A 16184-nucleotide genomic window follows, 5' to 3' on the forward strand; every position below is an offset into this window, starting at 1 on the left:
AATGGTCGGGGAATGGTCCGGGGAGGTGCGCGCAAGTCCTACGAACATGCCGGCGACGTCGCTCGTTGCTCAAGACTCCGCACTTGCCGACCTGTATACTCGTCCGCGACAGCGTCTTATATCGTCATGCGAAACCCGCCGATGCAGGGTGCCACCTCATGAGACTTTGGGCTCTCCGTTCGCTTACCGCCGCGCTGGCCGCTCTCGTCGTCGCCCTCCTCCTCCCCCCTGCGCCTGCGCGCGCGCAGGACGCGCCGGTCAACCCCGGAGGCATGGCCCTGAGCCGCTTCGTGCCGGCGCCGGCCGGGGACCGCATGTTCAGCGTGCCGTCGCCGTTCGCGGCAGGGCACCTCACGCCGCATGTAATGCTGCTCGCAGATTACGCGAGCAACCCGCTGGTCCTGCGGCGCGAGCGCGACGGCGCGGAGATCGGCGCGGTCGTCAGCGATCAGCTCACGTTCCGCCTGGGCGCGTCGCTCCCGCTCTGGAACAAGGTGAGCTTCGACCTCGATGCGCCGCTCACCGCGGTGCAGTCGGGCGAGAGCCCGAGCGGCGGCGGCCAGCAGTTCCCGTCGCCGAGCGGCGCGGCGCTCGGCGACGTGCGGCTCGGCGCGCGCGTGCAGCTCCATGGTACGTACCACGACCCGTTCCAGCTCGCCGTCGGCGCGTACCTCTGGTTGCCGACCGGCGCGGACGACTCGTTCGTGAGCGACGGGAGCGTCCGGGCGATGCCGTATGTCGCTGTGGGCGGCCGCATGGAGCGGCTCGTCTGGTCGACCGCGCTGGGCACGGAGGTCCGGCGCTCCCAGTCGTTCGGCGGCGTGGCGCAGGGGACGATGCTCACGCTGGGCGGCGGCGTCGGGTTCCTCGCCGCGGACGGCCGGCTCCAGGTGGGGCCGGAGCTCAGCGCCGCGATGGTGCTGGAGGACCTCAGCAGCCGCTCGACCAACGCGGAGCTCCTCCTCGACGCGAGGTATCGATTCCTGCCCTTCATGGAGGCGGGCATCGGCGTCGGTCCGGGGATCACCTCGGGGATCGGGACGCCGGACGTGCGCGCCGTCGCGATGGCCGCCTTCACGCCGGAGCAGCCGACGGACCAGGACAGGGACGGCATCGGCGACCCCGAAGACGCGTGCCCGAGCGTGCCGGGCGTGCGCAGCGGCGACCCGAAGAAGAACGGCTGCCCGCCGCCGCCGGACCGCGACGCCGACGGCATCGTCGACGCCGAGGACGCCTGCCCCGCCGTCGCCGGCGTGCGCAGCGACGACCCGAAGAAGAACGGCTGCCCGCCGCCGCCGGACCGCGACGCCGACGGCATCGTCGACGCCGAGGACGCCTGCCCCGCCGTCGCCGGTGTGCGCAGCGACGACCCGAAGAAGAACGGCTGCCCGCCGGACCAGGACGACGACGGCGTGGCCGACGCCGAGGACGCGTGCCCCGACATCAAGGGGTTCCGCTCGAAGAACCCGGAGAAGAACGGCTGCCCGCGCGACACGGACGGCGACTCGTTCCGCGACGACAAGGACGCCTGCCCGAGGGAGAAGGGCTTCGCGGATCCTGACCCCGAGAAGAACGGCTGCCCGAAGGCGGTGCGGGTGACCGAGAAGCACGTCGTGATCCTCCAGCAGGTGCAGTTCGACACGGACAAGGCCACCATCAAGCCGGTCAGCGATCCGCTGCTCGACGAGGTCGCCGAGGTGCTGAAGGAGCACCCGGAGATCGAGCTCATCGAGATCCAGGGTCACACCGACAACCGGGGCACCGTGGAGCACAACAGGGTCCTGTCGCAGAACCGCGCCAACTCCGTCATGACGGCGCTGGTCCGCCGCGGCATCGACTCGACGAGACTGACGGCCCAGGGCTACGGCCGGGACCAGCCCATCGACGACAACGCGACGGAGGCCGGGAGGCAGCGGAACCGACGAGTCCAGTTCAACATCATGAAGCAGGCCGCGTACAAGCCGCAGGCCGAGACCGGAGAGGATCGATGAGAAGGCAGTTGAGCATCACGGGGCTCGCGTCCCTCACGCTGATCGGGCTCACGACCGCCAGCGCGACGGCCGAGCCCAAGCTGCGCGTACAGGTCGATCAGCAGGGCGACTTCGCCCTCATCGGGAGCTCGCTCGGGCAGGAGTGCCGCTCCGCGACGCCGAGGCCCACGGAGGGCACGGTGGGCGCATGCGGCCAGTCGACCGTCGAGTCGGGGCCCGATCTCTTCTGGCGCTCCGACTCGCCTGCCGCCGGCAGGGCGGAGGCGAGCCTCGATATCACCCCGGAGATGGCGCGCACGACCGCTGTGCTGACGCTGCCCGAGGGGGCGACGGTGACCCACGCGTTCCTGTACTGGGCCGCGCGCAACACCGCCGGCGCCGATCCGGACGTGGAGCTCCACCACGAGGGCGGCTACGACGGCACGGTGACCGCCATCGACTCGGTCGAGACGGTGATCAACCAGGGGAAACCCAACGAGTCGCACAACTACCAGTCCGTCGCCGACATCACCTCGATCGTGAAGGAGAGCGGCGCCGGGGCCTACCGGGTAGGCGGCGTGGACGTCGTCGACGTGAGGGACAGCGACGACGACGTGGTCTTCGTCGCGTGGTGGATGGTGGTGTTTTACGAGGCGCCGAGATCGCCGATGCGCAACCTCGCGCTGTTCGACGGGCTCGACCGGGTCTCCGACGTGGGATGGCAGCAGGTCGAGCTCTCGGGCTTCAAGGTGCCCGACGCCGGCTTCGTGGCGAAGCTGGGCATCGTCGCGTTCGAGGGCGACAACTCGAACACCGGCGACAGCGTGTTCTTCAACCCGAAGAACCCGGGGAAGCCCGATCTGGCCGAGGCGCTGAGCGACGAGCTGAACCCCGCGGACAACTTCTTCAACAGCACCCGTTCGGCGCTCGGAAAGGCGGTGTCGGTCGAGGGCGATCTCCCGAGGATCCCGGGCACGCCTCAGAGCATGTCGGGGGTCGACATCGACATCGTCGATGTCAGCGCGAAGCTCAAGCCGGGGGACGATCGGGCCACGCTCGTCGCCACGAGCAAGGACGAGCTCTATTTCCTCGCGGGGTGGGTGACGTCGATCTCCAACTACGGGCCTGATTTCAGCAAATCGAGCAAGGTGGCCACGGATCTCGGCGGGCTGCCGACCTACCGCGGAGACGCCGTCGAGTACCGCATCACGGCGACGAACACGGGCAATGACGAGGCCGTGGGCGCTGTGCTGACGGACGCGCTGCCTGCCGGCGTGACGTTCGTCCCTGGCTCGCTGTCGATCGTCGACGGGCCGAACGCCGGTCCCCAGACGGACGCGCCTGGCGACGACCTCGGGCAGTACGATCCCGCGACGCGGACCATCACGTTCTGGCTCGGGGATGGGGCGGACAGCGCGCGAGGCGGGAGCATCCCTGTCGACGGCAGCGTCACCGTGCGCTTCGAGGTGACGGTCGACGCGGATGCGCCGGACCTCATCAAGAACCAGGCGAAGATCTCCGCTGCTGGCGCGTTCGGCGCGCCGGTCAGCGACGATCCGACGGACGGCAACGGCGACGCCCCGGGCGCGCCGCCGACCGAGGTGGCCGTGGTGCCGGAGGCTTTCTATGCGGCCGGCAGCGGCATGCTCGGCCCCTGCGCGGCGAGCCCGCGAGGCCGGGATGGGAGCGCCGGCTGGCTCGCCGGGCTCGCGCTGGCGGGTCTGCTCTGCCGGCGGCGGAGGGCGTAGCCGCGCGGCGAGGGCGTCGTCGCGGGCGTAGCACGCGGCGAGGAGGTCGTCGCGTGGCGCACGGCCGTGTGTGTCACTCCGACGCGACGGAAGCGGCCGTGCATGGGCTCGGGTCGGCGACGTACTCCGGCTCGGCAGAGGAGGTGTCTCCGGCCTGGACCTTCGCGAGCAGGTCCTTGACGTAGACGCGCTCCTCGCACACGTCGATGGGGAAGGCCAGCGGACCGAAGCGGCAGATCGGGTAGACGCGGGCGGCGCACAGATCGGCCCCCGTGAAATCGATGTGCTCTCTGGTGAAGACGTAGCCGGCGTCCTTGTCCTCGATGGCGCGGAGCGTGGCGAGTCGACTCCCGCCGGCGACGCGATGGAGCATCGCCGATCCGTCTTCTGCAGCGGACACGAGCACGTTGCCATCCGGCGTGAACGCCAGTGCGGTCACCCGGCTCGTGTGCCCTTCCAGCGTCTCGAGCAGCGCGCCCGTGCTCGCTTCCCACAGCCGCACGGTATTGTCCGCAGCCCCCGAGGCGAGCCGCTTGCCGTCCGGCGAGAACGCCACCGCTGTCACCCCGCGGTCGTGCCCCTCCAGCGTCTTGAGCAGCGCGCCCGTGCTCGCTTCCCACAGCCGCACGGTAGCGTCCAGATCTCCCGAGGCGAGCCGCTTGCCGTCCGGCGAAAACGCCACCGCTGTCACCCCGTCGGCGTGCCCCTCCAGCGTCTTGAGCAGCGCGCCCGTGCTCGCTTCCCACAGCCGCACGGTCTTGTCCCAGGACCCCGCGGCGAGCCGCTTGCCGTCCGGCGAGAACGCCACCGCTGTCACCCCGCCGGCGTGCCCCTCCAGCGTCTTGAGCAGCGCGCCCGTGCTCGCTTCCCGCAGCTGCACGGTCGCATCCCAGGACCCCGCGGCGAGCCGCGCGCCATCCGGCGACAGCGCCACCGTGCTCACCAGGCTTGTGTGCCCCTTCAGGTCCTTGAGAAGAGCGCCCGTGCTCACGTCCCACAGCCGCACCGTATTGTCCAAGGCTCCCGATGTGAGCCGCTTGCCATCCGGCGACAACGTCACCGCCGTCACTCCATCTGTGTGCCCCTTCAGCATCTTGAGCAGCGCGCCCGTGCTCCCTTCCCACAGCCGCACCGTCCCATCATGAGATCCCGAGACGAGCCGCTTGCCATCCGGCGAAAGCATCATCGCCGTCACAGGGCTTGTGTGTCCCCTCAGGGTGGTGAGCAGAACTCCCGTGCTCCCTTCCCACAGCCGCACGCTCTTGTCCCCGGACCCCGAGGCGAGCCGCTTGCCGTCCGGCGAGAACGCCACCGCTGTCACCCCATCGGTGTGCCCCTCCAGCGTCTTGAGCAGCGCGCCCGTGCTCGCTTCCCACAGCCGCACGGTATTGTCCGTGGCCCCCGAGGCGAGCCGCTTGCCGTCCGGCGAAAACGCCACCGTGAGCAGCCGGCGGGGGTGCCCGCTCAACGTGGCGAGCAGCGCGCCCGTGCTCGCTTCCCGCAGCCGCACGGTATTGTCCGTAGCCCCGGAGGCGAGCCGCTTGCCGTCCGGCGAGAACGTTACCGCTATCACCCCACCGGTGTGCCCCTCCAGCGTCTTGAGCAGCGCTCCTCTGCTCCCTTCCCACAGCTGCACGACCCCGCTGCTGGACCCCGACGCGAGCCGCTTGCCGTCCGGCGAGAACGCCACCGCTGTCACCCCACGCCCCTGCAGGGTCTTGAGCAGCGCTCCCGTGCTCCCTTCCCACAGCCGCACGGTCCCATCGCCAGACCCCGAGGCGAGCCGCTTGCCATCCGGCGAGAACGCCACCGCTGTCACCCCGCCGGTGTGCCCCTCCAGGGTCTTGAGCAGCGCTCCCGTGCTCCCTTCCCACAGCTGCACGACCCCGCTCCTGGCCCCCGAGGCGAGCTGCTTGCCGTCCGGAGAAAACGCCACCGCATTCACCAGCATGGAGTGCGCCCGCAGGCGAGCTCGCTCCCTCCGAGTCGTGGTATCGACGATCGAAATCTCACCTCCGTGAGCAACGGCCAGACGCGTCCCATCGGGCGACCAGGCAACCGAGGCGACAGGTCCCGAGAATCCATCGGGCACTTCCAGCGAAAGCGCCTCCCCCGTCGCCTTCTCCAGGTCCACCATCGCCCGATCGAACAGCCGCTGCGCCATGGGCCGAGCCCCTACCCTCTTCGCGCACTCCCCCGCGGCAACCAGCGCCTGCCCGTTGGGTCGCCACGCCTCCCACGCGGCGACGAACTTCTCCATCGCGCCTCGCAGCGACGCCTCATCGCCCTTCGCGTACAGCCTGTCGGCCTCCCCGTACAGCCGGCGCATCGCCGCCTTGGCCTCGTCCGTCTCGGCAAAGCTCCTGTCGAGCCGCGCGCTCTTCTCCATCGCCGCCGTCGCCGCCTTCCTGGCGTCCTCCGGCGCCGACCTCGCCGCCTCGATCTCCTGCGCCACCCGCCGCGCCTCGGCGTAACGCCCAAGCTCCGCCAGCGTCTCGACCTCCGCGGCCCACGTCGCCGCGGCCGTCGCGGGGCACAGCCGGTTGGCCTTTCCGATGACACGCACCGTCCGATCCAGCCGGCCCTTGCCGAGCAGCGTGGGCACGAGCTTGCGCAGCTCCCCGGCTGACTGGCATGGATCTGGCGGCATCGGTGGTGGCGGACGCTGCGCCGTCCCGGCCGCGGACGGCTCTACCGGCTGCGGCGGTGCAGATCCGGAGCAGGCGAGGAGCAGCACCAGCAGGCTGCAAAAGAAAAAGAACCAGAGGGTCGCACCCAGCGGACGCCGCATCGCGCGAGGCTACCACTGCGGTGTCAGCCTCACTGCGCCGCTTCGCTCCGGCGAATTGCACGGCGGCGGCCAGCCGGCGGTTCTACCTGCCGCGCCGGGCCACGTCCCGCGGAGCGCGGCATACCCCGCCCCTCTCCCGCGGGGCTCCTTCCCCTCTGGCGCCGTGGCCGGTATCCTACATGCAGCATGCCGGAGCCGGGGGTAGACGCCGAGAAGCGGCGGGTTGTCGGAGGCTCACCGTCGTACCGGCGGTGCTCGGGGGGTGCTCGATGCTCGACGCGCGCAAAGGCCTTCCGGGGTTCCAGCAGTCCATGAGCCACGCCGACCGCGACCGGCGCAAGCCGCTCGAGAAGCTGCTCGATCGGGCGAATCCAGGCCGCATCGGCCCGTTCCAGATCGTGAGGGAGCGGTACGGACCGGTGGCCTGGGTAACGGTTCAGACCGGGAGCCTGGGTAGCACCCGGACGGACCGGGAGCTTAGGTGACACATGTCGTAGAGGACCGGCGACGGAGGAGCGCCGGTGCCCTGGAAAGAGACATGTTCAGTGGACGAGAGGCTTCGATTCATCGCGCAGGTCAACGAGTCGGACGAGACGTTCGCGGAGCTGTGCCGGCGGTTCGGCATCAGCCGGAAGACGGGGTACAAGTGGGTGGAGCGCTACGAGCAGGCCGGACCGAGCGGGCTGGAGGAGCGGCGGCCCGTGGCGCGCTCGTTCCCGCATGCGACGCCAGCGGCGCTCATCGACGCGCTGATCGAGCTGCGGAAGGAGTGCCCCACGTGGGGGCCGAAGAAGCTGCGTGCGCGGCTGGAGAGCCTGGGCGTCGAGGGGCTGCCAGCAACGAGCACCATCGGCGAGTTGCTCAAGAAGCACGGGCTGATCCGGCCCCGTCGGCGCCGCGTAGTGACGCCGACGACCGCGATGCCGTCGCCGCTGGCTCCAGCGGAGCAGCCGAATGACACGTGGTGCGCCGATTTCAAAGGGCACTTCGCGCTCGGCGACAGGACGCGCTGCCACCCGCTGACGTTGACGGACCAGGCGTCGCGGTACCTGCTCAAGTGCGAGGGCGTGGCGAAGCCGGACGAGGCCTCGGTGCGGCCGCACTTCGAGCGCGCGTTCCGCGAGTTCGGGCTGCCGCACCGCATCCGCTCCGATAACGGCCCGCCGTTCGCCACGATTGGCATCGGTGGGCTCTCGGCGCTCTCGGTCAGCTGGATCAAGCTCGGCATTCATCCCGAGCGGATCGAGCCCGGCAAGCCGCAGCAGAACGGCCGCCACGAGCGAATGCACAAGACGTTGAAGGCGGAGGCGACATCGCCGCCAGAAGCCAACTTGGCAGCGCAGCAGCGCGTCTTCGACCGGTTTCGGCACGAGTACAATGATCAGCGTCCGCACGAGGCGCTCGGCCAGAGGACGCCGGCTTCGCGCTACACGCCCTCGCGCCGCTCGATGCCGAGCAAGTCCTCGTCGCCGGAGTACCCGGACACGATGGCCGTTCGACGCCTGGACGAGCAAGGACGGATGCTGTTCGGGGGCGCGCAGACCAACGTCTCCACACTGCTCGCCGGCGAGCCCGTGGGGCTGACTCCGATCGCCGATGACGTCTGGGAGCTGTACTACGGCCCGGTTCTGCTCACGCAGGTCACCCTGAAGAACAAGGAGCTGAAGCTGGTCAGGGCGCGGTGATCTGCGCGAACTCACGCCGGATCGTGAGAAGAGGCTCGTGTGTACCGCGACCACGGAGAGCGGTTCGTGGTTAGATCCAGGCGGTCCGAGAAAGCGCGGCGAGCGTGTCGCGCCGACGAGGATCCGGTCCCTGTTTCCAGTCCTCCCGGAGCATGGGCCTGTAGCTCAAGGAAGTGTCACCGCAGCTCCCGGTTAGAAGTGTTACCAGGGCTCCGCTCGTACACTGCGCAACCCCGGCGGTCCTGCTGCGCGGCCTCGGCGCCCTCCTGCGCAGCCCCGGCGGCCCTCCTGCGCAGCCCCCGCGACCCTGCTACGCGGCCTCGGCGCCCTCCTGCACAACCCCGGCGGTCCTGCTGCGCGGTCCCGGCAGCCCTCCTGCGCGGCCTCGGCGCCCTCCTGCGCGGCCCCCGCGACCCTCCTGCGCACTCATTTTTGTGTCCTACCGTACGATCGCACGCCTCCTGCGCGGCCCCCGCGGCCCTCCTGCGCGCCCATCTTTGTGTCCTATCTCATGATCATGTGGCTCCTATGCAGCCCCGGCATCCTCCTGCGCGCCCAGTTGGTGGTCTGCGTTACTATGACTCGACGCCCGCGCATGGCCGTCGCCGCCGCTGCTGCGCAGCCTCGGCGTCCGCTTGCGCGGCGCCTCTGTCTCCTTGCGACCTTGCGACGAAAGCGTCGGTATCGTGCTCTCCTGTGACCCGAATCCTCCGCGGCGCCGATTTCCCCATTGAGCGACCGCCCCTCCGCTCGAGGGGCGCTGACCTCGACAAGGAGACATCGCGTCGCCATGGCACCGAACGCACCCACCGCTGCTTCCTCCAGGACCAAGAACGCCAAGAACACCCGCGCTTCGAGCGCCGCCGGAGGCGCGCACCGCTCGTCGGGCGGCGCGCCCGAGTTCACGCTGAGCGTCGAGCGCGAGGCCGAGCTGCTCCGAGAGGGTCCCGGAGAGCTCCCGGCAGCTGACTCACCTCGGGCGCCGTGAGGACCTGCGGCGCCCGAGTCTCCGCCCAGCGTCGGTAGCTCTGATCGATCGTCCGGCAATGCAGGAGACGCCGTCTCTTGGTGCAATCAGCATCGGCCCACCAACGGCGCGCGCATCGATTCGAGCGCCAACGTCCCCGCGGTGTCCCGGCGACACGCGACGCTGGAGACAACATGCACTAGGGAGCCGCGTCAGCGCTCGGCCAACGTGTCGTCGAGCGGGGGCACCGCATCAGCGCTCGGTCAGCGCGTCGTCGAGCGTAGGCGCGGTGATCACGCGCTCGGTCCAGCCTTCGATCTGCGCGGCATCCGCGGCGCCGATGCGCGCCTCGATCGGCTCCGGCAGCTCGCCGAAGCGCAGCCGGAGCTGCTTCAGCAACGTGCTCCGCTGCCCTTCGAGCCGGCCCTCTCGCTCGCCCGCCAGCCGGCCCTCTCGCTCGCCCGCCAGCCGGCCCTCCCGGCGCCCCTCTTCGCGAAGGTAATCTGCGATGGTCACGATCTCCTCCTTGGCCTCCGGTCCCGCTGCCGCGAGCAGCGCATTCAGCACTTTCTCGGGGTCGCGCAGGTCGGCGATGCTGAACATATAATGCCACAAGCGCGCGAGCGCAGCCCCTCCGCTGGGCGCCCGACGCACCTCCTCGAGTACGTCGCGCCACGCCGGCAGGAGCTTCACAGCTCGTCGAAGTCGCTCGAATGCCGGAAGCACCACAGCACCACCCGCCCCAGCGCCGTCATCGCCCGCGCTCGCAGCGCCTCGTCCGTCTCGTGGCTGATGTCGTCCAGCACGAAACAGAACTGCGGCACATGCTCGGCCATCTGCGCCAGCGTTTCCGGCGGCACATCCAGCAGATCCTGGAACGAAACCGGCGCGTTCCAGGCAATCGCGCCGTGATACAGCACCACCGGCAGGATCCCCGGGAGGAGCGTCGCCGTGGGGTGACGCTCCAGGTAGCCCTGCCAGATCCGCACCATGTACGCGAGCAGCCGGGACGCCATCAGCGGGTGCATCGTGCTCTGGTGCTCGAAGAGCACGTAGATGAACCGCGACCCTTGCTCCAGCCTCGCGGTGAAGAGCAGGTCGCTGTGGCTCGCCACGAGCGCTTCGTCGATGAAGCTGCCAGGTTGCAGCGTCAGCGACCCGAAGTCGATCTGGGCCGCAAGCGCCGCCGGCAGCGCCTCGCGCAGCGCCCCGGCCGCGTGCTCCGGCTGGCTGAACGTGGACTTGAACAGGGCGTCGTGAGGGGTCGGCGTCATCGAGACTCACTCCCCGCCCGCGCTCTCCGTGCCGGCGAGCTCGCCGATCTCGCGCATCGCCGCCTCGTCACGGCCGATGGCCATCGCGTAAGCCCGGAGCTCCGCGGCTGGCCGACGTGTGCAGCCGGCCGTCGTGATGGGGCAAGCGCCTCCGCGGCGCGGAAGGACAAACGTCGGCCTTGCGCCGCCGAACACGGGCTCGGCGGCGCGCCGTCTCCGAGGCCGATTCGCTAGCAAGTCACAGATGGATTGACCATGAAAAGGAAATTTATTTTTGGATGCGATTCATGAGATGACATCGAACGGTGTCGCGCAATTACGGCGAGGCAAACCATCTCATCTCTCAATCGTCTTTCGCGCACGCCAGTGCTGCCAACCCAACCTGGTTCGGGTCGCCTCGGAGCGGTTCGCCTCGGGCCCAGATCGCCCGCTCCGCTCAGCCCTGATCACGCCCGCCTCACCTGCCGTATCCTCCTCCCCGGTGCAGACCCTCCACATCTCCCGCCTCTCGGAGCTCATGGCCCTCCTCGAAGCCGCGCCCGGCTCGCGGTTCTGCTACCGGGGCCACACGAGCGCCGCGTGGAGCCTGGTGCCGACGCTCTACCGCGACGTGGAGCGCACCTCGCCCCCGCTTTCGCCCGTCGACGGCGAGTGGCTCGGCCCGCGCGAGCGCGACATCGCGCGTCGCTTTCGGCTGGCGGCGCGCGGCGAGCCGGACGTCCTCGCCGACGAGTGGCGCGCCCTGTGCCTCGCCCAGCACCACGGCGTACCGACCCGCCTTCTCGACTGGACCTATAACCCCCTCGTCGCGGCGTTCTTCGCGCTCTCGGAGCGCTCGCCCGACGACGCGGCCATCTATCGACTCAACCTCTCGGACTACCCCTTTCCCGCGGCGCTCGGCCGGCGCCTCCCGGAAGGCGCCTTCCGGATCGAGAACCTCCGCTCCTTCCTCGGCGGCAGGACACCGCCCTTCTTCACGCCCGTGTCGAGCATCCTGCCCCGCGAGGACGCCACGGCCGCGCCGCCCGCCGTCGACTCCGCGCTCGTCGTGTTCCGGGCCCCGCTCGACGTGGCCCGCATCGAGCGGCAACAGGGCATCTTCTCGGTCTATCTAGAGGAACGACCACGATTTCGCGCTCGATCACCTGGCGCCAATCCTCGGCGCCGAGGCGTCGTCCGGCAGAGAGCTCCTCACCAAGGTGATCATTCCCCGGGCGGCGGCAGACGGCATCCGCAAGCAGCTCGCGAGTCAGGGAATGACGGCGAGCGTGCTCTTCCCCGACCTGACCGGGGTCGGCCTGGAGCTCAGGGCGAAGCTGCGAGACGAACTCGAAGAGGAAATGCAGGACCGGCGGCGCCGGCGGGGCGAATAAGCCCTCACCCGCCGAAAGGCCGCGTCGTCGCGAAATCCGCCGGCCGCAGCACCACCCCGCCGCCGAGAGCGTCGACCACGCGCACACCGGTCGGATGGAACCCGATCGCCACCAGCCTGGGCGCCCCCTCTGGCTGCGCATGGTACCGCCTCCAGACCGGCACCCCCGCGCCGTGCCGGCGCAGCACCTCGCGCTCGGTCACGAGCCACGGCACCCCATCCTCGTCGAGGCCCATCGCCACCGGGCAGCTGCCGCCCTCCGACGCCTCCATCGCGGCGCCGCTCTGATCGAAGCGCATGACCACCCCGGCGCCCGCGGCCCACGCCGCGCCATCGGCGCCCGCGACGGCCACCTCCAGCGGTGGCGCGTCGGTCATGCCCGTCGCGAACACCTGCGCCTTGCCATCGTAGCCAAGCCACATCGCCCGGCCGCGCTTGCCCCGGTAACTTCCCGCCACGAAGAAGCCGAGCGGCCCCGATGCGACGGCGTGAACCTCGCCCTTTAGCAGCAACAGCAGCGGATCGCTCCAGCGCTCACCGTCCTGCGACAGCCACAGCTCCGGGCCGCCTTCGCCGTCTTCGGTCTCCGCCGTCACGACGCCGAACGTGCGACCGTCGCCAAGCACGGCGACGATGGGTCCGACCGCGCCCCCACCCGGGCGACACGGCAGGGACATGAGCGCGGGCTCGGTGCCGCGGATCAGGAGCACGTGTGCTGGGCCGACCAGCGCGACCCCGCCGCCCGGCCCGCGCGCGAGCCACCTCGTCGCGGCCAAGTGCGAGAGCACCTCCTCCGGCACGTCGACCTCGAACAGCTGCGGCTCCCGCTGGGAGAAGCAGTAGAGCCCGCCCCCGCTGCACGCGAAGGCAAAGCTCCCCGGCTGGAAGACGACCTCGCCCGGCGCGAGGTGCAGCGCGCGACCTCCGGGGATCGACGACGGCGGGACCACCTCCACGGCGGCGTGCGCGCCCTCGTCCGACGCGACCATTCGAGTCCGCCGGAACTGCGTCACCGGCCGCTGCCCCTTGCTCTCGCGCTCGATCCACCGCGCCGCCACCGCCTCGAGCGGCGACAAGATCGCCGCGGCGAGCTCGTCGACGCTCGCATACCGCGCCGGCGCATCGCCGAACACCGACGCACCGAAGAGCTGGCGCGCGCGCCCCTCGTAGAAGCTCGCGCCCTCCCGATCCCACGTCCCCGGCGGCAGCTTCGGCGATGCGCCCGCGCGGAGCGCCCGGTCGAGGGCATCAAGCAGGTCGCCGTCCGCGAGGACCCCCCCGGTGCAGCCGCCGCGACGTGCGCAGGCTGCGGCGCTCGCCGGCGTTCCAGGCCGGCTCCGAGCGGCACCAGTCCTCGCCGGCGATCACGAAGAAGATCGTCGCGGCCAGCGCGTGGACGTCGCTCCACGGCCCGACCAGCGGGTTCTGGTGGCTGGGTCGCAGCGCCGAGAGGCTCTGCTCGGGCGCGCCATAGCCCGGCGTCATCGCCTGCACCGTGGCGAGCCGCAGCCCCTCGACCCGCGCGATACCGCAGTCGGCAATCTTCGGGGTCTCGACGTCCACGGGGCCAGCGACGAAGACGTTGTTGGGCTTGAGATCGCGGTGGATGACGCCGAGCCGGTGCAGCACGCGCACGCCCTCGATCATCCCGCGCGCCAGCCGGTGAGCCCGCACCGGGTCGACACCGCTCTCCCCGGCGAGCTCGATTCGCTCGGCCAGCGTCGTCCCAGCATTCGACCCCTCGACGTACTCGAGCGCGATCCAGGGCAAGGACAGCGCCGAATCGTTCTCGAGCTGAACGAGCGCACTGCCGCTGCCGTAAAGGCCAATGACGAACTCGCTCGGTGGACGCAGGTTCCTCACCCGCACGAGGGCCTCGATCTCGCGGAGGGCGAGGTCCATGCTGCTCATCCCGAGCTGAGCGAGCCAGTGCTCCGTCTCGGGTTTGACGATCTTCACGGCGAGGAGCGTCGGCGCGATGTCGGAGAGGTGCCTCGATCCAACCGTCGGATCCCGCTCGGCAAGGAACACTGCCGACATGCCGCCCGCGCCGATCCACCGCACAAGGCGCAGCCCGGAAGGCGCGCCCGTGCGCGCGTCGGCGAGCACCGGCCGGCCCTGGGCGAGATCGCGGAGGTCCGGCGCGCTGCTCCTAAGGACGAGCGTCACGGGGCACGATGCTACGCGGAAGGGACCGCAAGCAGAAGCCCGGCCGCCTACAGGGTGCCGCTCCCGCGACGACCTTGATCAGTTGATGGTGAAGGACTTGCTGACGGAGACCGGGCCCCCGCCGAAGGCAGGCACCCGCGCGCCGCGGAACAGCCTGGCGACGCAGCCGCCGACGCTGGTCCCGGCGAACGGCGCCCCCTGGACTTCAGCCGACGTGACGCTGCCGCTCGGCGCGAAGGTGACCTTGACCCTCCCGGTCCCGGTCGGTCCGCCGGCCTTCTTGCAGCTCTTGGCAGAACCAGCGGCGGCGCCGAGCGCCGAGCTCGCGGCGCCACGGTTGAACTCGGCGCCTCCGGACGCCGCCGGCTCCGGCTTCGGTGCCGCCGGCTTCTCTGCCGCGGCAGCGGGCGCGGACGCCGGCTTCTCTGCCGCAGCGGCGGGCGCGGGCGCCGGCTTCTCCGCCGCGGCGGCAGCAGGCGTCGCGGCGCTCGGCGCCTCGGCGCTGGCGGTGGGCTCCGCGGACGGCGCCGCCGTCTCCGCCGTGGACGGCGTTGCGGCCGCAGCGGTCTCGGCGGGCGTCGGCGTCGGCGCAGGGCTCGGCACCTCGGCGGGGGCGGTGTTCGCCTGCTCCGGCGTGGCCGTCGACGTCTCCGGCTTCGGCGACTGCATGAAGAAGAAGGCGACGCCGCCGATCAGCACGACCGCGGCGACCGCGGCCGCGATGAGACCGGTGCGGCCCTTCTTGGGCGAGGCCTCCGGCGCCGCGAGCGGAGAGAGCGACGAGAGCGACGCGGGCGGCACCGACGCCTTGGACGGAAACGGCATCGAGGGAGGCGGCCGCGAGTCCGTCACCGGCGCGAGCAACGGCGGCGGCGCGAGCATCGGCGCGGAGGCGATGGGGCCGCCGCCGAGGTTCAGCAGGTCGTCATATCCGGCTCGACCGTTGTTCTTCGAGGGGCGGTTCGAGGGACGTCGGCCCGACGGGAGCTCGTCTTCTTCCTTCTGCTTGGCCGCAGCGTTCTCGGTCGCGGTGAGCGCCGAGAGCGAGAAGAGGACCGAGTTCTCGTTGCGCTCGCCCACCTGGCGATCGAGGCCCGGCGGCGGGGCGGACGCGCCGGGGTCCTCGGCGCGCTCCGCGGCGCTGAAGACGTCGACCGCGGCCCCCCGGGCCGCGCGACGCGCAGCCGCTGGCGCCGCTGCGCCGCCTGGCGCCGGCACCGCGGCCGCTGGATTCGCCGGCGCCGCGGCTGCTGGATTCGCCGGCGCCGCGGCCGCTGGATTCGCCGGCGCCGCAGCTTCAGGGGCCTTCGCCGATGCGACGGCTGCAGGCGCCGGGGTCGCGGCCCCCGCTTGGTTCAGGGCGCGTCGCGAGTCCTTCATGACCACGGTCCCCTCGGGCCCGAACCTGAGCCCAGCAGGCGCCGGAGCCGTGGGGACCGCCGCAGCCGCAGGCGCTGGAGCGGCGGCCGGCGCAGAGACCGCTGCGGGCGGAGGCGCCGCTGCGGCCGCCGGCGCAGCTGCAGCAGGGACGGCCGCCGCGGCAGGCGCAGCTGCAGCTGACACAGGCGTCGCGATCGCGGGCGCCGCGGCAGCTGGCGCCGCCGCGGCGACGGCTGCTGCGGCCGCGGGAGCCGCGTCGTCCCGCGAGGAGAAGCGCTCCTTGAGCTCCGGGACGCTGGCGATCGGCAGCCAGTCGCCCATCCCGTCCTTCCACACGTACGTGTCGTTGCTCAGGCCTCCGCGCGCGTACTCGGCCACGAGCTCGGCGGTCGTCATGGTCCGCTCGTCGCCCTCGGCGACGTTGACGGTCCACGTGTCGGGCGCCGCCGCCGGGGACGCGCCGCCCGCGTCGGCCACGAGCTTCGCCTCGGCGTCATCCGACAGGTCGCCCTGCTGCTCCGCGGTCGCGTCCTGCGGCGCGGCCGGGGTAGCCTCATTCGCGCCGTGGACCACCATGGAGTGGTTGCACTTTTTGCATTTGATCTTGACCGTCTTGCCGGCGACTTTCTCGTCGGCAATCGTGTACTTGGCCTGGCACGACTCACACGTAATCTTCATGCGACTGTCGCCCTTCCCGTTCCGGCATGCGGGCATGGGTTCAACGACCACACACGCGCACGTTCACGCGGCCCGGTCGGTCGACGCAGAATAGCGGGACGGCGCGAGGCCGATCAAGGCGGCGACTTCTTTTATGATCGCGCCGGCGCA

At 71.0% G+C, this 16184-nt stretch carries 13 protein-coding genes and 1 pseudogene; 7 read left to right on the plus strand and 7 right to left on the minus strand.

From position 1 onward, the window contains the following. Positions 1-158 precede the first annotated feature (158 nt). Together WMF19_RS45365 and WMF19_RS45370 are read left to right on the plus strand one after the other, a co-directional pair. Positions 159-1991: an OmpA family protein gene (locus WMF19_RS45365; protein WP_437896037.1), complete on the plus strand. Its 1833-nt coding sequence runs from the start codon at positions 159-161 to the stop codon at positions 1989-1991. Next, complete coding sequence (locus tag WMF19_RS45370; protein ID WP_437896038.1) at positions 1988-3718, plus strand: DUF11 domain-containing protein; 1731 nt, start codon at positions 1988-1990, stop codon at positions 3716-3718. The genes WMF19_RS45365 and WMF19_RS45370 overlap by 4 nt, the downstream gene beginning before the upstream one ends. 73 nt (positions 3719-3791) lie before the next feature. Here WMF19_RS45370 and WMF19_RS45375 read toward each other — a convergent pair whose 3' ends face one another. Continuing rightward, positions 3792-6323, minus strand: coding sequence for a hypothetical protein (locus WMF19_RS45375; protein ID WP_437896039.1), 2532 nt, complete (start codon positions 6321-6323; stop codon positions 3792-3794). A gap of 455 nt (positions 6324-6778) precedes the next feature. On the opposite strand from WMF19_RS45375, the gene WMF19_RS45380 reads away from it, so the two are divergent. The 3 genes from WMF19_RS45380 (at position 6779) to WMF19_RS45390 (ending at position 9182) form a co-directional block, all read left to right on the plus strand. Next, positions 6779-6994, plus strand: a complete 216-nt coding sequence (locus WMF19_RS45380; protein ID WP_437896040.1) for a hypothetical protein — start codon at positions 6779-6781, stop codon at positions 6992-6994. A 36-nt stretch (positions 6995-7030) separates the two neighbouring features. Continuing rightward, on the plus strand, positions 7031-8194 hold the full coding sequence (locus WMF19_RS45385) for an integrase core domain-containing protein (RefSeq protein ID WP_437896041.1): 1164 nt from the start codon (positions 7031-7033) through the stop codon (positions 8192-8194). Positions 8195-8984: 790 nt separating this feature from the next. Then, the gene (locus WMF19_RS45390; RefSeq protein WP_437896042.1) at positions 8985-9182 is read left to right on the plus strand and encodes a hypothetical protein; all 198 of its coding nucleotides are present in this window, start codon (positions 8985-8987) and stop codon (positions 9180-9182) included. A 231-nt stretch (positions 9183-9413) separates the two neighbouring features. Here WMF19_RS45390 and WMF19_RS45395 read toward each other — a convergent pair whose 3' ends face one another. Further along, on the minus strand, positions 9414-9854 hold the full coding sequence (locus tag WMF19_RS45395; RefSeq protein ID WP_437896043.1) for a DUF4351 domain-containing protein: 441 nt from the start codon (positions 9852-9854) through the stop codon (positions 9414-9416). Further along, the gene (locus tag WMF19_RS45400) at positions 9851-10435 is read right to left on the minus strand and encodes an Rpn family recombination-promoting nuclease/putative transposase (protein ID WP_437896044.1); all 585 of its coding nucleotides are present in this window, start codon (positions 10433-10435) and stop codon (positions 9851-9853) included. The genes WMF19_RS45395 and WMF19_RS45400 overlap by 4 nt, the downstream gene beginning before the upstream one ends. A gap of 517 nt (positions 10436-10952) precedes the next feature. On the opposite strand from WMF19_RS45400, the pseudogene WMF19_RS45405 reads away from it, so the two are divergent. Beyond that, positions 10953-11270 (plus strand): annotated as a pseudogene (locus WMF19_RS45405) (FRG domain-containing protein); the annotation flags it as partial. Positions 11271-11311: 41 nt separating this feature from the next. Here the strand turns inward: WMF19_RS45405 and WMF19_RS45410 are convergent. Further along, on the minus strand, positions 11312-11533 hold the full coding sequence (locus WMF19_RS45410) for a hypothetical protein (RefSeq protein WP_437901789.1): 222 nt from the start codon (positions 11531-11533) through the stop codon (positions 11312-11314). 101 nt (positions 11534-11634) lie between these two features. On the opposite strand from WMF19_RS45410, the gene WMF19_RS45415 reads away from it, so the two are divergent. After that, positions 11635-11808, plus strand: a complete 174-nt coding sequence (locus WMF19_RS45415; protein ID WP_437901790.1) for a hypothetical protein — start codon at positions 11635-11637, stop codon at positions 11806-11808. A 4-nt stretch (positions 11809-11812) separates the two neighbouring features. On the opposite strand, the gene WMF19_RS45420 is transcribed toward WMF19_RS45415, so the two are convergent. The 3 genes from WMF19_RS45420 to WMF19_RS45430 form a co-directional block, all read right to left on the minus strand. Beyond that, positions 11813-12940, minus strand: a complete 1128-nt coding sequence (locus tag WMF19_RS45420; protein WP_437896045.1) for a hypothetical protein — start codon at positions 12938-12940, stop codon at positions 11813-11815. Positions 12941-13055: 115 nt separating this feature from the next. Next, the gene (locus WMF19_RS45425) at positions 13056-13976 is read right to left on the minus strand and encodes a protein kinase domain-containing protein (protein WP_437896046.1); all 921 of its coding nucleotides are present in this window, start codon (positions 13974-13976) and stop codon (positions 13056-13058) included. Positions 13977-14054: 78 nt separating this feature from the next. Then, positions 14055-16034 (minus strand): zinc-ribbon domain-containing protein, encoded by a 1980-nt coding sequence (locus WMF19_RS45430; protein WP_437896047.1) that lies wholly within the window; start codon positions 16032-16034, stop codon positions 14055-14057. Between the last annotated feature and the right edge of the window lie 150 nt (positions 16035-16184).

Source organism: Sorangium sp. So ce124, from assembly GCF_051525235.1.
GTDB classification, from domain to species: domain Bacteria; phylum Myxococcota_A; class Polyangia; order Polyangiales; family Polyangiaceae; genus Sorangium; species Sorangium atrum.

Excerpts from the sequence above, each read along its gene's own strand:
- WMF19_RS45365 (WP_437896037.1), top strand. The coding sequence starts at position 159 with ATGAGACTTTGGGCTCTCCGTTCGCTTACCGCCGCGCTGGCCGCTCTC.
- WMF19_RS45370 (WP_437896038.1), top strand. The coding sequence starts at position 1,988 with ATGAGAAGGCAGTTGAGCATCACGGGGCTCGCGTCCCTCACGCTGATC.
- WMF19_RS45380 (WP_437896040.1), top strand. The coding sequence starts at position 6,779 with ATGCTCGACGCGCGCAAAGGCCTTCCGGGGTTCCAGCAGTCCATGAGC.
- WMF19_RS45390 (WP_437896042.1), top strand. The coding sequence starts at position 8,985 with ATGGCACCGAACGCACCCACCGCTGCTTCCTCCAGGACCAAGAACGCC.
- WMF19_RS45400 (WP_437896044.1), bottom strand. The coding sequence starts at position 10,435 with ATGACGCCGACCCCTCACGACGCCCTGTTCAAGTCCACGTTCAGCCAG.
- WMF19_RS45410 (WP_437901789.1), bottom strand. The coding sequence starts at position 11,533 with ATGCCCTGTTGCCGCTCGATGCGGGCCACGTCGAGCGGGGCCCGGAAC.
- WMF19_RS45430 (WP_437896047.1), bottom strand. The coding sequence starts at position 16,034 with ATGAAGATTACGTGTGAGTCGTGCCAGGCCAAGTACACGATTGCCGAC.